Raw genomic sequence first — 17,253 nt, 5'->3', positions numbered from 1 at the left:
GATGACCGCACAGTCGATACGGTAGGTAGATGTTCGAGCTTGGCGGCGATGGGCCTGGGGCGATTCTGGTCGGCGTTGACGGGTCGGAGACGTCGTTGCGGGCTGGGTCGTATGCTGCGGGGCTGGCTCGGCGGCAAGGTGCGCGGGTGGTTGTGTTGTTCGTCCATACGCCGCCAGGCGCCGGCATCCTGACTGCGGGGCTGATCGAGGTGCAGCGCCAAGCACAGGCCACTGTCGTGGACGAGCTGCGGGCCGAGGTGGAGCACCACGCGAGGCTGCTCGGCCTGAGCTTCGCCTTCTACGAACGGCACGGCAACCCGTACCTCGAACTGATCCGGCTGGCCGACGAGCTCCGCGTCGACGCGGTGGTCATCGGCGCCTCGATGCGCGCCGGTCACCGGTTGGTCGGGTCGCTGGCCACCCGGCTCGTCCGCGACGCCAAATGGCCGGTCACCGTCGTCCCATAACCTTTCGGCCTCGCGCGGTATCGGAGTACATAGAAGTTCTATTCCGTACCGCGAACCGAGGGGCTGGCCATGACCGGTCGACCGAGTACAGCTGGGAGCGTGGCAGTCGCCGCGGTGAAGACGATGGCGATCGCGCTCCTGGTGACAGGGTCGGTTCCCGGCGTCGCGCACGCCGAAGCCACCGCCGGAACCGCCGCCTCGGCAGCGTGCTTCGTGATTCCAGGCTCCGTGACGGCCGGCGGCGACCACACGGCCACGGTCGTCACGGCCACCTCGCCGCCGTCGGTGCGGGCGAACCCCGGTTTCTCCGACATCTACCCGGCCGGCCAGGTCCGGCTGAGCGGGATGATCGCGAACGACCCGGACATCACCGGCACCGGCGGGGCGTTCTACGGCGACGTGGTGCTGGGCTCCACGATGTACGCCAGCACGTACTACCTGCTCGAGAACGGCGAGGTCGACCGGTCGCGGGTCTTCCTCACCCGGATCGGCGGTGGCTGGGGTGATGCGACGTTCTTCGAGACCACCAACTACTGGGCCTATCCGAAACCGCCGGCCTTCACCGAGCAGTACTCCCTCCGCAGCAACGGCACGATCACCCGCTGGGACGTTCGCGCCGACTCCAACGGGGTGAGCCGGTGGGTCAACAAGCAGTCCGCGACCGGGTTCGCGGCGGTCAAGACGATGGCGATGATCAGCCAGACCGCGACGTACGACACCTTCCTGGCCACCACCCACGGCGGCGCGCTCTACACGATCAGGCTGCCGCGGACGTCACCGCTGAAACCCGTGGTGAAGAAGGTTCGCAGCTCGACCTGGCAAGGCTTCGAGTCGCTCGTGATCGAGAAGTGCGGCCAGTACGGCACGCTGCTGCTCGGCATCGACAAGGACACCGGGTCCGGCTATCTGTACGCCGTTGGTCACGCCAACGGGACCGCGACGGTGATCAAGGGCCTCGGCAAGGTGCCGGCCACCTTCACCGACCCGGTCTACTTCCGCCACGTGCTCCGAATCGGCGACGCACCGATGCTCTTCGGAGAGTAAATCGGCCGGGTCCTCGCCGTGCGGGTCCTGGTCGGCGAAGATGGCGGCATGGTTGAGGGGATTCTGGAGCTGGCCGAGGAGTTGGCCGAGATCAGTCGCCTGGTCGAGGACGACGATGTCAGTACGACGTTGAGCCGGTTCGTCACTCGCGTCGTACGGACGGTGCCCGACTGTGACGAGGCGGCGATCGTCGTCCTCACGGATGGCGTGCCCGAGATCGCCGCCAGGCACCATGCGCTCGCGGACCCGCTCCTGGAACCGTCGCGGGCAGCGCTCGACGTCGAGCTGACTACCAAGAGCGGTCCGATGTACGACGCGCTGGTCTACGGCGAGCCGCGCCGGATCGCCGATCTGGCGGTGGACGGCCGCTGGCCGGAGTTCGCTGCGTCGGGGATCAATGCCGGCTACCGCAGTTGTCTGTTCCTGCCGCTTCGGGCGGCCGGCGACGACGAGGTGGCATTCAGCCTCTTCTCCTGCACCCCGCACGCATTCGGCGGGACGTCGTACGACGTCGTGCTGCTGTTCGCGCTGCACGCCGGGGTCGCGTTCGACAACGTGAAGCTCTACCACGACAGCATCCGGCTGCTCTCCCACCTGCAGACCGCGCTCGGCACGAGGACGGTGATCGGCCAGGCGCAAGGCATCCTGATGCACCGGTACGATCTCGCCCCGACCGTCGCCTTCGACGTCCTGAAACGCTGCTCGCAGGACGGCAACGTGAAGCTGCGCGCCATCGCACAGGAGCTCGTCGACGCCCAGAGCCGAGGCACTCTGCGGGAAACCCTCGCCAAGCACGGCCTACGCTCCGACTGACAACCCGCGCCGACAACGGTCTTGTGTCGCCGTTGACGAGATGCGGCGCTGGGTCTGGCGTTGGGGTGGGGAGGTGGGGCACTCTCGGTGGAAGGGGATTCGGAGGGGGCGGGGTGGCGGATACGTCAGGGGTGCCCGAAGAGCAGGGGCTCGGGCTGGTGGAATTTCTGGGGGATCTTCGGGCCGAGTTGCAGGAGGCTCAGGATCGAGCGCTCGCGACGAGCCCTCCGGGTACGCCGAACGCGCTGCGGCTGGGCGTCGACGAGATCACGGTGACGCTCGAGGTGGCGCATGAGCGCACGTTGACCGGTGAGATGAGCGGCAAGGTCACCGGCAGGTTCTGGGTGTTCGGCTCGGCCGAGGCCGGCGCGAGCGCGGGCGTGCAACGCGGCCGCACCGGTACGCAGACGCTGACGCTCACTCTCAAGCCCCGGGTCGAGACGGTCGGGCCCGACAACCAGGGCGTGACGGAGAGCCGCGTCGATGTCGACGCGCCGGTCGGCGCAAAGGATCACAACCCGCCGGCCGCCCGGCCTACGCGATAGCGATCGTGCATCCGAACCCGCTGTGCGTCGCCGAGATCCGGACCACGTGGCCCGACGGGCAATCCCGGGTGGGCTCGGGGTACCTGGTCGCGGACGGCTGGGTGCTGACCGCAGCGCACGTCGTGGAAGGTGCCACCTCGGTCCGGGTGTGGATCAATCCTGGCGCGAGCCTGACCCTCGAGGCCGAGGCGATTGTTGACGCCGGCAAGATTCGTTGTGCGGACGGAGCTGTCGATGCGGCCCTGATACCGATCTCCGGCCCTGGCCATGCGCTGCCGGCCGGTTGTCTTCCCGCTGTTCGCGGCACACTCGATCGGCAAGCCACGAACGCGGTCCCGGCGACCGCGCTGGGGCTGCCTTGGTACAAGCTCCGGGAGGCCGGTGCGGAAGCGACCGGGCTGATCCGTGAGCTCGCAGCCGTCGGCGGCACGATCATTCCCGCGGCCGACGACAAGCTCGAGACGTTTGCCCTGTCGATCACCGGTGCGCCTGATGCCGCCACTCACGACGACTCGGAGTCGGTGTGGGCCGGGATGTCCGGATCGGCGGTGTGGTCTGCGGGTCATCTGATCGGGGTTGCGGCCAAGCACCACGTCCATGAGGGTGCGGGCGCGCTGACGGTGTCGCCTCTTGGCACGGACGGCTCGTGGCTGAGCGACGTACCGAACTTCGGCACTGCGGTAGACGTGACTCCTGAATCGTTGAGTGAACTCATTCCCGACATGTACTCGCGGGTGGCGGCCGGACTCGCGCCCGCGCTGCTGACCGGCCGCGCGGAGGAGCTCGACCGTTTGGACGAGTTCGCGGCGGGAAGCGACCGCTGGTGGTGGTACTCCGCGGATGCGTTCGCGGGCAAGAGCGCGCTCACGGCCTGGTGGGCCTCCAACAATCGCCAACCGGCGAAGACAGCGGTGGTCGCCCACTTCCTGCGCCGCGCCACCAATCTCAACACGGCAGACCACGCGGTGCGCTCGCTTGCTCTGCAGCTGGGCGCCATCGCCGGGTGGTCGGACGACGAGGCCTTGAGGCTCGATCTGCTACCCATCGATGCCGCCCTCCGGATGCTCACGCAGTTGCTCGCCAGGGCTGCCGCCCGGTGCGTCGCCGAAGGGCGCCGGCTCGTCGTGGTCATCGACGGCCTGGACGAGTACCAGACGCTGGGACAGCTCCCGGTCGACGAATGGTTGCCGAACGCAATGACACTTCCGGCCGGGGCGGCGCTGCTGGTGACGAGCCGCGCCGGCGCGCCCAGCGGTATCCCGCCTGGCCATCCGCTTCGCGATCACGTCCACCAGCTCACTCCGTCGGACACCGCCGCGCGGATCTTCGAACTCGCCGGTGAGGAGATCGAGCGCGCGGCCTTGACCGACTCGAACGGTCTGATCCACCAGGTCCTCGCGTTCCACGCCGCCGCCGAGGGACCGTTGACCCATGCGGACCTGGCTGCCCTGATCCGCGCGCAGCACCCGCAGTCCGATGTCTACCCGGACCAGATCGCGGCGACCTGGACACGCCATCTGGATCGCACCATCACCCTCGTTCCGGGAACGAAGGACGAGTACGGCTTCGCTCACGATCAGCTGCGGGCGAACGCGCGCGAACGGTTCGCCGGCCGGCTCCCGGACTACCGCGGTCGGCTGCAGGACTGGGCCGGCGAGTACGCCGGGAAGGGCTGGCCGCCTGATACGCCGGCCTACCTGCTGCGTTCGTACACGCCGATGCTGAGTTCCTCCCTCAGCTCCGGCACGGCTTCGCTCGAGACTCTGGATCGTCTGTACGACGTGGTGTCGTCTCCGGGGCGCTGGATGGCGTTGTTCCTCGCCGATGGCAGCCCGGTGCTGCCGGATGACGAGATCGTCCGGACCCAGCACGCACTCGTCGCGGCGTACGAGAAGGGTCTGATCGTCCAGCGGCAGCTGGAGTTCAGGCTCGCGACCCTCGGCCTGGCCCGCGGACCCGTGCGCGACTCGCTGACGTATCCGGCCGCAGGTGTTGCTGTGGTCTGGATCCTGCTCGGCGACGGGCCCAAGGCGATGCGTCTCGCCGGGTCGATCCTGGAGCCGGACGGACGAACGTACGCGCTCGGCGCGATCGCGACAGCCGCATCAGCAATCGGCGACGTCCAACTGATGCGTCTCGCGCTGGACGAAGTCCAGACCGCCGAGCCGCACGCAGGTCCGTACCGGCAGAACCTGCAGGTTCACCTCGCGCTGCGCCTCGCGAGGGCCGGCGAGTTCGGCGAGGCCGAGCGGGTCGCCTTGCGGATCGCCGACCTCGAGACGTCGGTCAAGTGTGTGGCCGATGTGGCGCTTCTTGCCGCCCGAGCGGGTCAGACGGTCATCGCGGAAGCGCTGGCCACGCAGGTGGCCGAGTTGGCTGTCCGGCCTGGCGCCGAGGGGCACCGAGCGATGGGCGTACTGGCGGAAGCCTTCGCGGTACTGGGCGACAGGGCTCGCTCGGCGAGTTGTTTCACGCAGGCGAACGACCTCACCACCTCGACGAGGCATGCACACGAAAGCAAGTACCTCGAGTGGGCGCGGCAGACGGTGAAGACCGCGGGTTGGAGGTCCATGGCAACCATCGCGGCCGTGACCAGCGATGACCCGCGGGGAGAACTGACCAGCGATCCCACGGTGCGCAACTGGCTCGAGTTGCCTGCGTTCGCATTGCTCGATCGTCAGATCTGGAACATGGCGAACATCGCCGCGGCGATCACGCTCGTCCGTGGTCCCGCGGCGGCGGGAGATCTGGCGGACCGAGCTGTGGAGGCCTCCGTCGAGGACGCGGAAACGCACGACGAACGGGCCGAGGCCACGGGGTCGACACCGTTCGAGTTGGTCGCCGTGCTGTTGGCGGCCGGTCTCGACGCTCCGGTGATCGCAGCGCTCCAGAACTCGTCCATGGGCGATGGCTGGCGGGCCGTCCGGGAGTCAGTCCGGGCGCAACTGGTCCGGCACCTTGCCGCGAAGGGCGCCGAGGAGATGGCCCTCGACCACAGCGCGCGGCTGGCGCATACCGGCTACGGCACGTCGCGGACGGAGATCATCGCGGCCGTGGCCCTCGCGGCGTTCGGCACGAGTCGGTGGAAGGAGTACCGCGAGCACGCCCGAGCCGCGGTGGAGGCGGAGTTCGGCCGGATGGTGGCCGGCGAGCGGACCGTCCGGCTGCTCCAAGCCCGCCGGCGGATCGAGGAGCACCTCCGGGACAGCGCAGAGCAGCCGGGCGAACCACCGGCTCCGACCCAGGAACGGATCGACCTCTACCTGGAGAGACTCCACGAACTCTCGTCGCGGTCCGATGGCGACTATCGATCGGACCTGGTGGAAAACCTTGCCGGCGCGCTCCCCGATCACGCCTTGGCCGAGCCGGCCGACGCTCGGCAGTTGGTGCCGCGAGTACAGCGGCTTGTGGACGAGTGCCTGAAGATCTACGGCTACCGCTGGTTCCGTGCCCAGCGTCGGCTGATCGAGGCTCACGTTGCCTTAGGCAACGTTGACGCCGGACGCCGCCAAGCCGAGGCGATGATCGAACCACTCACCGCCATGGAGTTCGCCGACTCGTCCGCGATCGCCGACACCGTCGCGGCGCTGCACGCCGCCGGGGCGCTGACCGATGTCACCATCGTTCCGCTGCTGGCGCTGGCTGCACCGGATCAGCTCGACGACTACTACCTGCGCCGGGACGTGGCCGTGGCTTTCGCCAAAGGAAGTGTCGGTGGCCCTAGGCAACTGGCCGAGGTGGCGGCCGACCTCATCACCGACCGGATCCCGTCGCCCAGCGTGGTGGCGTCGCCGTGGCACATGACCGCGCTCGAGATCCTGACCAGCCTGCTCGAGGGCAAGCATGCTCAGCTGGCGCAGCGTGTTGCCCAGGCCTTGCTCCAGCAGGCAACCCGGACGGACGTGCTGTGGACCGATCGGGCCGCGATCCTCGGTGGGCTGCTGAAGAGCAACGAGCCGACCGTGCGGGACGAAGCGCTGCGCCGCCTCACCATCGAAGACGGCTTCATCGACCAAGTCACCGACCTCCCCACCGAACTCCTCGAAGCCCTGCTCCGGACCGCTACCTTCGCGGGGCCTGTGGAACAGTAAGGATCATGACTACCGAGACGTCGCCGTACGGTGTGGTGACCAAGACAGCCGCCGGTTCCGTGGCCGAGGTGGCAGCGCGGTTCCGTGAGCTCCTCGATGCCAAGGGAGTCACGGTGTTCGCGGAGGTCGACCAGGCGGCAGCAGCCCGGACAGCCGGTCTGACGCTCCGCGACACCGTGCTCATCCTGTTCGGCAATCCTGCCGCCGGCACTCCGGTGATGGCGGCCGCTCCCCTATCGGCGCTCGACCTCCCGCTGAAGGCCCTGATCTGGGACGACGCCGGGGTGACCCGCGTCAGCTACTACTCCCCCGAGTCCATCACCGACCGTCACCACCTCGACCCGGCCGTCACAACCGGGCTGTCCGCGATCAACGCTCTCACGGACGCCCTGACGAAGGCCTGATCCGGTCAGCTGGTGGCGAGCCCCGACGTACCGGCAGTGGTTGCGCCGGCCGTGTCCTGCTGCGGGGTGAGCGAGCCGTCGTGGTGCACGACGTACGACGCGACGGCGCCGTTGGACAGGCGCACGTACAACGACTTGCCGTCCGGACTCAGCGCGGCATCCGATCCGCCGGCGCTGGTCGGCGCGGCAACCGATGCCTGCAGCGTCAGCCGCCCGTCGGACGAGATGCGGTACGACGAGATCGACGAGCTGGCCGCGTTGACCGTGAAGGCATACCGACCGTCAGGCGTGACGACGAGCCAGCAAGCCGCGGAGCCCTGGTCGACCACGGAAGGGCTGATCGTCCGCACGCGATCGCCGTGCACGGAGTACGACGAGACCGCTGACGGGCCGGCCTCGGAGACGATCGCGTCACCGCGCCGGTCGAAGTCGAATCCGTACGGCGTGACGCCGGACGAGTGATGCGGCGTCGCCGTACCGGCGTAGCCGTGGCGGACTGCGAACGTGTCGATCGTCTGGTCGCCCTTGTGGGTGACGACCAAGCTCCGGCCGTCGGGGGTGAACGAGACCTGCGCCGCGGCCGTCGGGGTCGCGCCGGACTTGCTGAGCGACTTCGTTGAGTGCGGCAACGGCTGCAGGTGACCGTCGTGGCTGACGCGTAGGCCGCTGATGGTTTCGCTGTCCTGGTTGAGGACGTACACGATTCCGTGGCGGACCGTGACGCTGACCGGCCGGTCGCCGCCGGTCGGCGCGACGTCACGTCGTACGAGACCTCGGTCGGTGATGGCCAGCGTCGAGACCGTGTCGTCACCGGCGTTCACGGCGAACAGCAGATTGCCGTCGCGTACCAGGCCGAACTGCGAAGCAAGGGACGCTCCCAGTCCGTGGCCGCCGGTCGCGACCGTGGCACCGGCCCGCAACCGGCCGTCCCGCAGGCGATCGAAGACCTGGACGGCGTTGCCGGCAGCCGAGTTGGTGGTCTCGTAGACGTGACCGACGACTGCGCCGGACCGTCCGTCCACCGCGGCGTCGGCGGGAGCGGTCGCCAGGAGCGACGCCACCGCGACCACGGCGAACGCAGGCGCCAGCAGTCGGGCAGAATGAATGGGCATGGAAATTCCTCTCACGCAGGAAATCACTGGAACGCCTTTGACAGTAGGACGTTCTGCGATCCTGGAGCGGGATTCCCCAGCACGGTAAGGATGCCGTTATCGCCCATTTCGTTCGCGAAACATAAGCTCGAGGAGCCTCATGTACGACGTGGTCATTCTGGTCGAAGAAGAACTCAGCGGCCCCGACGCCGAGCAACTGGTTCAGTTGTACGGCGGCAAGCCGGAGCCGGTCCGCTTCCATGTGGTGGTCCCGTGCGAGGACGCGCAGGCACAGGTCGAGGCGTCCCTGGCCGGGATGGCCGGCACCGAACTGTTCGGCGCGGCCGGCCCGCGGTACGTGCCCCGGGCGAACGACGAGATCCACCAAGCCGCGGATGAGGCACAGAAGGCCGTCGACGCCGCCGCCACCGCCGCGCTCGAGCGCAGTGTCGCGCGGCTCCGGTCCCTCGACCGGGAGGCCGAGGGCATCATCACGCGGCGGCCGCCGGTCGACGAACTCGTCGACTACATCCAGCGCGTGCACGGGCAGGAAGTCGTCGTACTGACCCGGCCGCATGTCATCGCCGAGTTGCTCCACGTCGACTGGTCAGCGCAAGCGCGCCGGCATCTCGGCGTACCCGTCCTGCACCTGCTCGAACAACACCAGGACGGCCCTACAGCGTGATCAAGCCTCAGGCGACGGGTACGTCGGTGACGACCGCGTAGTGGTCCGACGGCGGCCGGCCGTGGTCCTCGTCGAAGCCGGCCAGACGGGAGCCGATCGGGGCAAGGTCACCGTCGGCCAGGATGTAGTCGATCCGGTGATCCTCCAGCCATTCGCCCTTGCCCAGATACGGGTTGCGTGAGCTGTAGGTGACACCGTCGTGCATCTGCGGCTGCCAGCAGTCCTCCAGTACGGCGAGCAACGGCTCGAGTTCCGGCCCGCCGGGCGGTGCGTTGAGGTCACCGGCAACGATCACGTCGTCACCGCCGGCTCTGAGGTCGGACACCAGCGCAGCCAGCGAACTGGCTTGAGCCAAGCGCTCCTGCTGGTGGTCCTCCTCCCAGTCCAGGCAACTGGTGATGAAGTGCAGACTGTCCGTGCCCAGCCGGATCTCCGCGCGGAGCGCGACGGTGCCGGTGGACAACGTGTGCTGCTCGACCTTCCGCAACGGAAAACGGCTGAGAATGCCCAGACCGAGATGTACGTCGGGATCCGGGTCCTGCGGCATCCGCGACGGCGCGAACGCCGACGCCATGCCGAGCTCGAACCCGAGCAGACCGGTCTGCGCCTGGCCGTCGCTGCGCCAGGTCTCCTGCAGGGCAACGAAATCCGGTCGTTGCCCACGCACCGTATCGATGATCGCCCGCTGCCGTTGCAACCAGCGATCGCCGAAGCGTCCCCAGACGTTCCACGTCATGAACCTCACGACAACTCCACCTTCCTCAAGTCGCCGCTCCGGTACCCGCCCCACCCCGGCCACACGCCTCGAACCGCCAGCAATCCCTGTGTCTGTTTGATTCCGGCCGCCGACGGACACCTACGGTGTACATCCATTGAGGAGGCAGTCATGAGTACGACTCCGGTACCACCTGTCCCGCCGCTGCCCGACCCGACCGATCCGGACCGGCCTGAGAACGACCCGGAGACCACGCCGTACCCCGACCCTGAACCGGACCCGGACGAGGACCCGGACGAACAACTCCCCCGGGACAGCTGATCCAGCTCGGGTTGTGGTCGTAGTCGTGCCCCAGTCGCCGGCGAACGGCGTGCGATTCCCACCCGGATCGGGTGGGAATCGGTGGACGCGGAGTCGTCAGTCCTTGAAGGCGTCCTTGGCCTTCTCGCCGGCCTGCTTCAGGTCGGCCTTCGTCTTCTCCGCCTGGCCCTCCGCCTGCAGGTCGCGGTTGTCGGTCGCGTCGCCGGTCTTCTCCTTGACCTTGCCCTTCGCGGCCTCGGCGGCGTTCTTCATCTTGTCACCAGCACTCATCGAACTCTCCTCTCCAGCGCGGTCACATCGCCCTCCGGGTGCCCACGATCCACCCGTCCATGCGGCTAATTCGGCGCGGATGGGGTATCGCTGCTCTGGCCGCCCGGTGAAGGAGAGTCTGTCGGCGACGGGGACGAAGAGGTCGGCGTCGGCGACGGAGAGGTCGACGGCGTACTCCGGGTGGAAACGCTCGGTGTCGGGCTGCTCTTGGTCGGGGTCGCGGACGGCGTCGGGCTCGTCGAGGGAGTCGCGCTGGGTGTCGGTGTTGGGGACGGGGACGCGCTTTGAGTCGCCGTGGACCGGGTCGGCTGGGTCGACGCCGACTGAGTAGATCCGGTCGTGGACGCCGGCGTGGTCGGCTTGGTCGTCGCCGTACTGCTGGTCACGCCTGGTTGCGGGCCGACATCGGTTGTCGGGGGTTTGTCGGTCCCGTTGTCATTGAGCAGCACCACGGCCAGCACGGCCCCGGCCGTGGCGAGCAGGGCGATCGCGCCGGCCAGCAGCGTCATCCGTCGATCCCGCTGTGCCTGCGTCGGGCCGGCGGGCTTACTGTCCACAGGCCCGAGCACTGGCTCGACCACAGGAACAACCACAGGGGCAGCCACAGGTACCGTGGCGGTCAGCTCGGTGGCGCTCAGGGCGCCGGCCTCGATCTCGGCCGCCGTCGGGCGTTCCGCCGGGTCCTTGGCAAGCATCCGCAGCAGGACCTGCTCGAACGGCCCACCGAGCTCGGGCCGTTCGAGACTCGGCGGCGCCGGAGCGGTGTCTACGTGCTGGTAGAGGATCGCTGTCGGGTGTTCCCCGGTGAACGGCGGCCGGCCCGTGACCAGCTGGTAGAGCACACAACCGAGCGCGTAGACATCGGCCTCCTTGCCGGCCTGTCCGCCTCGCGCTCGCTCGGGCGCCAGGTACTGCGCACTCCCGATGATCTGCCCGGTCGCCGTCAGCGTGCTCGCGCCCTCACCCGGAAGGTGGGCGATGCCGAAGTCGGCGACCTTGACCGTCCCGTCGGTCGAGATGAGCAAGTTGCTCGGCTTCACATCTCGATGGACGACGTCTTCGCGATGCGCCGCGGCCAGCCCGGCGGCGCTCTGTTCGATGATCTCGATCGCCCGGTCCTTCGGCAGCGGACCGTGCTGGGCGAGCTCGTCGGCGACCGAACCGCCCTCGACCAGCTCCATCACCAGGAAGAACCCGTCGTCGTGCTGACCGAAGTCGTACACGGCCACGACGTGGGCGTCGTTGAGCCGCGCGGCGGCCCGCGCCTCGCGCTGGAACCGCTCGGCAGCCCGCGGATCACGATCGGACCGCAGCAGCAACTTCACCGCGACCTCGCGCCCCAGCTGTTCGTCAGTACCGCGAAAAACCTCCCCCATGCCGCCCCGGCCGAGAGAGGAACCCAATCTGTACCGCTCCGCTACAAACACCCTCACACCCGTACCCACGTCCACACACAGCAACCTGTGCGCCGACGCCTCGTCGTGACAAATGACAGAGTTCATCATGACAAACGGCGCAGAATCGCGCTCAGCGAACCGCTAGGTTCGATTCGTGACCACTGACACCACCACTCGTAACCCGCTCGAAGCGCTCGCCTTCGGTCCACGTCGGCCGCTGCTGACAGCGGGTGTGCTCCTGGTGACGCTGGCCTGCGGGATCGCGCAACTGGTTCACCGACCGCTGTACGACGCCGTCGTACGCGACGCCGCCCACATCGACAACGGCCAGTGGTACCGCCTGGTCACGGGCATGTTCTTCCAGGACGGCTGGGCGTCCGGACTGGTCTCGAACCTGATCCTGCTGGCGATCTTCGGCACCATCGCGGAGCGCGTCTTCGGCCGCCCGCGCTGGCTGGTCCTGTACTTCGTCTGCGGATGGTTCGGGCAGCTGATGAGCTACCTCTGGCTCAACCCGGTCGGCGCCGGCAACTCGATGTGCGTAGCCGGGCTGATCGGCGGCCTCGCCATCCTGATCCTGATGGCCCCACGCCGCTACGGCGTCACGCCACCGCTGCAGCTTCGCGTCGCAGCGTTCGCCGTCCCAGCCCTGGCCGTCCTCGACACCGCCGTACACGACAACCACGGCCTCCCCTGCCTCCTCGGAATGCTCCTCGGCTACTTCCTCCTACCGAAGAACACCGACCGCACCTAGATCACAGCGCACCGAGGTGCTTCGCCGCGCCGAGGACCTCTCAGCCGTCGAGGGGGTTGGCGGCGATTCGGTCGGCCAGCCCGGACTGGATCGCGCGGGCGGCCGAGCTGTCGGTCTTCCGGTCGGCCTGGGCCTGGAAGCAGGCGAGGAACTCGGCGGTGAGCCCGAGCCTGGGGTAGTCCCGCAGCACCTCGGCGCGGAAGGCGGGGCTGAAGTCGTCGACGTCCTTGCCCACGATGTCCAGCGCGGCAGCCCGTGACAACAGGTGCCCTTCGGGGTCGGCGGCCACGTCCACGTCGGGCCACATGTGCCTGACGATGACCTCGGCGAGGCGTTCGCGGCGCGCGCTCGGCCAGCCGGCGCCGGCAGCGAAGACCTGGGCGACATGGCCGCCCGCCTCCTCGAACGAAACGGTGTGGCTGTCGAACTCCGGCGCCAGCGCGATGTCGTGGAACATCGCAGCGGCGAACAGCAGCTCGGCGTCGTACTGGATGCCGTGTAGCTCGCCGTAGCCGGCTGCCCACAGGTAGACCCGTCGCGAGTGGCTCAGCAGCGCGCTCGACAGGTACCCGGAGGCCACCTCCAACGCCGCCGACGAGGCAGCCGTGTCCGGAGTCGCGAGGTCCTTCGTACTGATCATGTCTCGACGGTACGACGCGAAAGGCCGTCTCCTTGAGTTCACTCGGCCCGTCGGACCATCGGCATCCGCGAGCGCGTCAGCGCCCAGGCGATCGCGCTCGCGAACAGCGGTACGACCAGGCCGATTCCGGCCAGCACCGACCACGGCACGACGAGCTTCGGCGATCCGAACGCCGCGTGCGCCGTGTACCCGTACAACGCGCCGGCTCCGAGGCCGAGCACACAGCCGACCTGTCCGAGCACCCACGCCTGTGACCCCGCGAGCCGCTTCCGGCTCCGCGGTGAGGCACCCACCGCGGCGAGCGTGGCGAGATCGGCACGCCCCTCGGCCAGCGAGAGCGACACGGAGATGGACACCCCGAGCAGGGCCGCCACGGTACCCAGCACCAGCAGACCGGCTGATGCCTTCCGTACCGGGCTTTGGTAGCCGTGCTCGACCGTCAACGTGTCCTCATGACCGAGCAACTTCGCGACCGCGCCGAGCTCCGCGGCGGTCGGCTCTCGCCGCAACTGGAAGTGGACCTCGTCGACCTCGAGCGCACCGATCGATGCGGCGGTTTCCGTGCTGACGAGCGTGGCCCGCGCGAGCCTGCCGACATTGGGCGGAGACATGACCACCGCCGCCGGCCGGAAGAACGTCTTCCGGTAGTCGTAGTCGTCGTCCCGACCGATCCTGACCCGACCGTCCTTGCTCAGGTCGGCCTGCGGCACGACCACCTTCCCGGCTCGCAGCGCCGCGGCCGCACGGTTGCCGTAGGCACCGAACCGCTCGACGTACGCCGGATCGACCGCGAGCAGCGCCAGTCCCGCGCTGGTGGACGGACCCGCCGGCGGTACGACGCTGAGGCCCACCGGGCTGCCGTCCTCCGTCTTCACGTTCCGGGCGGAGACGCCCTGCAGCTCGAAGGTCCGCTCCACCGGCAGCAGGTGCTCGAGCTTGTTCACCAACTGCGGCGAGTACTCGACATCCGCCGTGTCGAACGGGAGCACCGCATCCCCGTCGTGCCCGGCCGGCACGTAGTTCTTGGCCGCTGCCGCCGACTGGTTGACCACCGCGAACGTCAGCGCCACCGTCCCGGCCACGGCGAGCATGATCGCGGCCGTCGCCGGACCCGTGCGGTGCCGATGCCGAGCCGCGTCCCGCAACGCCATCCGCGAGCTCAACGGCAGTCGGTACGCAAGGGCCGCCGCCTTGCCGATCAGGGCCGGTAGCGCCCAGATCAGGCCGGCGATCACCAAGGTGATGCCCAGGAACACCAGCGCGATCGGCAGGAACGGAGTCACCGACGCAACCCTCGACAGCTGCTGCGGATCCGCCTGATCCCTGGCCGAACGAGCCGCCGCGAGCGCCGACGCGAGCCGCACATTGCCCAGCACCGAGACAACCACACCGCCCGCGACGAGAACCAGCGCCGACCTCCGCAACCTGGCCGTGCCGACGACGGTCGCGAACCGACCGGCCAGTGCGGCGAGGGGTGTCTGCCGACCAGCGCTCAGAGCAGGCGCGAGCGCCGCGGCCAGACCGGCGAGCAATCCGATCAGTACGACGCCCAGCAACGGCAGCCACGGCACCTGCCACTGGTTGATCAACCGAGCCGCGGCCGACTCCCACCAGGACCGTCCGGCCAGCGCCACTGCCACACCCAACGCCAGTCCCCCGAAAACGCCAACGGCTGCGGCGAACAGTCCCTGCGCCAGGACGACGCGACGGATGTCCGCCGCGGTCGCACCCATCGAGGTGAGCAGGCCCAGGTCCCGCGTCTGCCGGCGCGCTCCGACCGCGAACGCCGTACCGGCCAGCAGCACGATCTCCAGGACACCGAACCCGGCGCCTAAGGCCGTCGCCGCAGAGGTGCCGGCCAGCGCACTGTCTCCCTTGACCGAAGGCGGCGGGTCGACGACGTTCGCCCGCGGGACCAGCGTGATACCCCGGGCATTCAGCGGATCCACCAGGGTCTTGGCGTCGACCCCGCCGGGCAGCGAGACGAGGTACGCGATCGACTCCGGCTGATCCGCAGTCGTGAGCGGCGAGGCCGGCGGCGCGAAGACGGTCCGCCACTGCGGCGCGTCCAAGGTACGGGCGAGCCCGACGATCGAGTACGTCGTGCCGGTCGCGGTCGTCAGCCTCGCGCCGGGTGTGAGCTTGTGCCCGTCGCTGACTCCGAGGTGTTCGGCCAGCGCCGGCGACACCGCGACCTCTTGCGCCGCGGTCGGCATCCGGCCGGCGTCGAGCCGGAACGTCCCCTGCGTGAGCGGACTCGCGCCGTCGCCCACCATCAGGGTGACGCTCGCGTTCGTACCTTCGGCCTTGATCTCGAGTCCGCCCGCGATCGCGAGGGTCCGGGCGATCTGCGTGCCGGCCGGGAACAGCGAGTGCACATCGACCGACGAAGGCGACCGCTCGGCACCTCCTCGGCCATCAGGCACTGTCTGCCCGACCATCGACAAGCTGGGCTCCTCCGTCATCGGCGGGAACTTGCTGTAGCTCGAGACGCTCACCAAGGCGTCGGCTGAGCCGAGCTCTGCGTTCGCAAACGCCTCGCCGGTCGGGTTCAGCCCCTTGTCGACCACTGCGAACCAGCTGCCCACCAAGACCGGCAGTCCGATCAGCGCGGCGATCAGCAGCGTTCGTCCACGAGAACGCCGAGCCGACCGCCGGGCGAGCCGCAGAGCGACACTCCAGCGCCTCACTGACCAGCCTCCTGCAGCAGAGCATCGGCGTCGGGCAGCGGACCGGACTGGCCGATCAGGCAACCATCGCGCAGGTAGACGACGCGGTCGGCCCACGCTGCGTGCCGGGCGTCGTGAGTGACGAGGACGCCGGCGATGCCATGGTGGTCACAGCGGTCGCGCAGCAACTGCAGGACGGCCTCACCCGTCTCGGAGTCCAGCGCGCCGGTCGGCTCGTCGGCCAGCAGCAGCCGGCGTTCGCCGACGATCGCGCGCGCAATCGCCACTCGTTGCCGTTGGCCACCGGACATGTCGTCCGGGAACCGGTCGGCGAGGTCGTCGATCCCGACCTCCTGCAGGGCGGTGACAGCGTGCCTGCGGGCAGTCCTGGCCCGGGCGCCGTCCAGCTCCAGCGGCAGCGCGACGTTCTCCGCCGCGGTCAGCGCGGGGATCAGGTTGAAGTCCTGGAACACGTAGCCGATGCGGCGACGGCGCAGCGCGGCCAACCCGTTGCGGTCGAGCTTGGTCAGGTCGTTGCCATCGACAAGTACTTCGCCGCTGGTGGGCCGATCGAGACCGCCGGCACAGGTCAGCAGCGTGGACTTGCCGGAACCCGACGGGCCCATCACCGCCACCAACTCCCCCGCCTCGACGCTCAGATCGACACCGCGCAGCGCGTGCACGGCCTGCTCGCCCTGACCGTGGGTCCTGGTCAAGGCACGGATGTCCAGGATCGCGCTCACGATCGCGCCTCCTGCTCGCCCGCGGGGACTTCGTACGTCTGCGGGACCGCGGGGCGCGGTGTGCCGCGGTGGCGCACCAGCATCGACTCGCAGTGGTCGAGCCAGCGGATCTCGGCCTCGGCGGCGAAGATCATCGACTCGACCACCAGTTGCCAGGAGATCTCTCCGTCGGTGCTGCTCCGCTTCAGCCGGGTCAGCTCCTGCAGGGACTGCATGGTCGCCATCCGTTGCCGCTGGACGACGGCCCGGACGTCGACTCCCGGCACGGTCAGCGCCAGGGCGAGCTTGATCGCGAGCTCGTCGCGCGGCCGCGACTCACGGGTCACCGGCGTCTCGAACCACTTCGCCAGCTCGGCCCGGCCGGCGTCGGTGATCTCGTACATCGACCGGCCGTCCTTGTCGGCGCTGCCCGCATCGCCGCGGACCAGGTTGTCGCGCTCCAGCCGCGTGAGCGTCGTGTACACCTGCCCGATGTTCAGCGGCCAGGTGGCGCCGGTGGCCACCTCGAACTCTCCCCGCAGCTGGTACCCGTACTTCGGACCCTCTTGAAGCAGCGCCAGCAATCCGTGCTTGATCGACATAGATACTGAGTATGCATACCGAG

At 68.9% G+C, this 17,253-nt stretch carries 17 protein-coding genes; 9 read left to right on the top strand and 8 right to left on the bottom strand.

The genetic code is table 11. From position 1 onward, the window contains the following. Positions 1-29 precede the first annotated feature (29 nt). From ACIA58_RS22610 to ACIA58_RS22585, 6 genes are all read left to right on the top strand, one after another. Positions 30-467, top strand: a complete 438-nt coding sequence (locus ACIA58_RS22610) for a universal stress protein (protein WP_396405718.1) — start codon at positions 30-32, stop codon at positions 465-467. 99 nt (positions 468-566) lie between these two features. Beyond that, a complete protein-coding gene (locus ACIA58_RS22605) occupies positions 567-1,511 on the top strand; it encodes a hypothetical protein (RefSeq protein ID WP_396405717.1) in 945 nt (314 codons plus the stop codon). Positions 1,512-1,559: 48 nt separating this feature from the next. Continuing rightward, complete coding sequence (locus tag ACIA58_RS22600) at positions 1,560-2,324, top strand: GAF and ANTAR domain-containing protein (RefSeq protein WP_396405716.1); 765 nt, start codon at positions 1,560-1,562, stop codon at positions 2,322-2,324. Positions 2,325-2,455: 131 nt separating this feature from the next. Then, the gene (locus ACIA58_RS22595; protein WP_396405715.1) at positions 2,456-2,869 is read left to right on the top strand and encodes a trypco2 family protein; all 414 of its coding nucleotides are present in this window, start codon (positions 2,456-2,458) and stop codon (positions 2,867-2,869) included. Positions 2,870-2,874: 5 nt separating this feature from the next. Then, a complete protein-coding gene (locus ACIA58_RS22590) occupies positions 2,875-6,960 on the top strand; it encodes a trypsin-like serine protease (protein ID WP_396405714.1) in 4,086 nt (1,361 codons plus the stop codon). Between the two features lie 5 nt (positions 6,961-6,965). Next, complete coding sequence (locus tag ACIA58_RS22585) at positions 6,966-7,364, top strand: DUF302 domain-containing protein (RefSeq protein WP_396405713.1); 399 nt, start codon at positions 6,966-6,968, stop codon at positions 7,362-7,364. 5 nt (positions 7,365-7,369) lie between these two features. Here ACIA58_RS22585 and ACIA58_RS22580 read toward each other — a convergent pair whose 3' ends face one another. Next, positions 7,370-8,476 carry a lactonase family protein gene (locus ACIA58_RS22580; RefSeq protein ID WP_396405712.1) on the bottom strand — a complete coding sequence of 369 codons (1,107 nt, stop codon included), beginning with the start codon at positions 8,474-8,476 and terminating at the stop codon, positions 7,370-7,372. A gap of 139 nt (positions 8,477-8,615) precedes the next feature. On the opposite strand from ACIA58_RS22580, the gene ACIA58_RS22575 reads away from it, so the two are divergent. Beyond that, positions 8,616-9,140 (top strand): hypothetical protein, encoded by a 525-nt coding sequence (locus ACIA58_RS22575; protein WP_396405711.1) that lies wholly within the window; start codon positions 8,616-8,618, stop codon positions 9,138-9,140. 7 nt (positions 9,141-9,147) lie between these two features. Here the strand turns inward: ACIA58_RS22575 and ACIA58_RS22570 are convergent, their stop codons facing one another. Continuing rightward, entirely contained in the window at positions 9,148-9,876 is a 729-nt protein-coding gene (locus tag ACIA58_RS22570; protein ID WP_396406502.1) for an endonuclease/exonuclease/phosphatase family protein, read from the bottom strand. A gap of 150 nt (positions 9,877-10,026) precedes the next feature. Between ACIA58_RS22570 and ACIA58_RS22565 the strand changes: the two genes are divergently transcribed. Next, positions 10,027-10,176, top strand: a complete 150-nt coding sequence (locus ACIA58_RS22565; RefSeq protein ID WP_396405710.1) for a hypothetical protein — start codon at positions 10,027-10,029, stop codon at positions 10,174-10,176. A gap of 96 nt (positions 10,177-10,272) precedes the next feature. On the opposite strand, the gene ACIA58_RS22560 is transcribed toward ACIA58_RS22565, so the two are convergent. Further along, the gene (locus tag ACIA58_RS22560; RefSeq protein ID WP_396405709.1) at positions 10,273-10,446 is read right to left on the bottom strand and encodes a CsbD family protein; all 174 of its coding nucleotides are present in this window, start codon (positions 10,444-10,446) and stop codon (positions 10,273-10,275) included. 65 nt (positions 10,447-10,511) lie between these two features. Continuing rightward, entirely contained in the window at positions 10,512-11,873 is a 1,362-nt protein-coding gene (locus ACIA58_RS22555; protein WP_396406501.1) for a protein kinase, read from the bottom strand. 124 nt (positions 11,874-11,997) lie between these two features. On the opposite strand from ACIA58_RS22555, the gene ACIA58_RS22550 reads away from it, so the two are divergent. Further along, the gene (locus ACIA58_RS22550; protein WP_396405708.1) at positions 11,998-12,597 is read left to right on the top strand and encodes a rhomboid family intramembrane serine protease; all 600 of its coding nucleotides are present in this window, start codon (positions 11,998-12,000) and stop codon (positions 12,595-12,597) included. Positions 12,598-12,637: 40 nt separating this feature from the next. On the opposite strand, the gene ACIA58_RS22545 is transcribed toward ACIA58_RS22550, so the two are convergent. The 4 genes from ACIA58_RS22545 to ACIA58_RS22530 are packed head-to-tail and all read right to left on the bottom strand — an operon-like array spanning position 12,638 to position 17,230. Next, on the bottom strand, positions 12,638-13,237 hold the full coding sequence (locus ACIA58_RS22545; protein WP_396405707.1) for an HD domain-containing protein: 600 nt from the start codon (positions 13,235-13,237) through the stop codon (positions 12,638-12,640). Between the two features lie 38 nt (positions 13,238-13,275). Continuing rightward, on the bottom strand, positions 13,276-15,927 hold the full coding sequence (locus tag ACIA58_RS22540) for an FtsX-like permease family protein (RefSeq protein WP_396405706.1): 2,652 nt from the start codon (positions 15,925-15,927) through the stop codon (positions 13,276-13,278). Beyond that, the gene (locus ACIA58_RS22535; RefSeq protein ID WP_396405705.1) at positions 15,924-16,649 is read right to left on the bottom strand and encodes an ABC transporter ATP-binding protein; all 726 of its coding nucleotides are present in this window, start codon (positions 16,647-16,649) and stop codon (positions 15,924-15,926) included. The genes ACIA58_RS22540 and ACIA58_RS22535 overlap by 4 nt, the downstream gene beginning before the upstream one ends. After that, positions 16,646-17,230 (bottom strand): PadR family transcriptional regulator, encoded by a 585-nt coding sequence (locus ACIA58_RS22530; protein WP_396405704.1) that lies wholly within the window; start codon positions 17,228-17,230, stop codon positions 16,646-16,648. The genes ACIA58_RS22535 and ACIA58_RS22530 overlap by 4 nt, the downstream gene beginning before the upstream one ends. Positions 17,231-17,253 lie beyond the last annotated feature (23 nt).

The organism is Kribbella sp. NPDC051586, from assembly GCF_044453965.1.
GTDB lineage: Bacteria > Actinomycetota > Actinomycetes > Propionibacteriales > Kribbellaceae > Kribbella.
This window is presented reverse-complemented; position numbering and strand designations above follow the sequence as displayed.

Coding starts and splice junctions, on each gene's coding strand:
- ACIA58_RS22610 (WP_396405718.1), top strand. CDS start 30: ATGTTCGAGCTTGGCGGCGATGGGCCTGGGGCGATTCTGGTCGGCGTT.
- ACIA58_RS22570 (WP_396406502.1), bottom strand. CDS start 9,876: ATGACGTGGAACGTCTGGGGACGCTTCGGCGATCGCTGGTTGCAACGG.
- ACIA58_RS22580 (WP_396405712.1), bottom strand. CDS start 8,476: ATGCCCATTCATTCTGCCCGACTGCTGGCGCCTGCGTTCGCCGTGGTC.
- ACIA58_RS22530 (WP_396405704.1), bottom strand. CDS start 17,230: ATGTCGATCAAGCACGGATTGCTGGCGCTGCTTCAAGAGGGTCCGAAG.
- ACIA58_RS22565 (WP_396405710.1), top strand. CDS start 10,027: ATGAGTACGACTCCGGTACCACCTGTCCCGCCGCTGCCCGACCCGACC.
- ACIA58_RS22600 (WP_396405716.1), top strand. CDS start 1,560: ATGGTTGAGGGGATTCTGGAGCTGGCCGAGGAGTTGGCCGAGATCAGT.
- ACIA58_RS22545 (WP_396405707.1), bottom strand. CDS start 13,237: ATGATCAGTACGAAGGACCTCGCGACTCCGGACACGGCTGCCTCGTCG.
- ACIA58_RS22560 (WP_396405709.1), bottom strand. CDS start 10,446: ATGAGTGCTGGTGACAAGATGAAGAACGCCGCCGAGGCCGCGAAGGGC.
- ACIA58_RS22575 (WP_396405711.1), top strand. CDS start 8,616: ATGTACGACGTGGTCATTCTGGTCGAAGAAGAACTCAGCGGCCCCGAC.
- ACIA58_RS22585 (WP_396405713.1), top strand. CDS start 6,966: ATGACTACCGAGACGTCGCCGTACGGTGTGGTGACCAAGACAGCCGCC.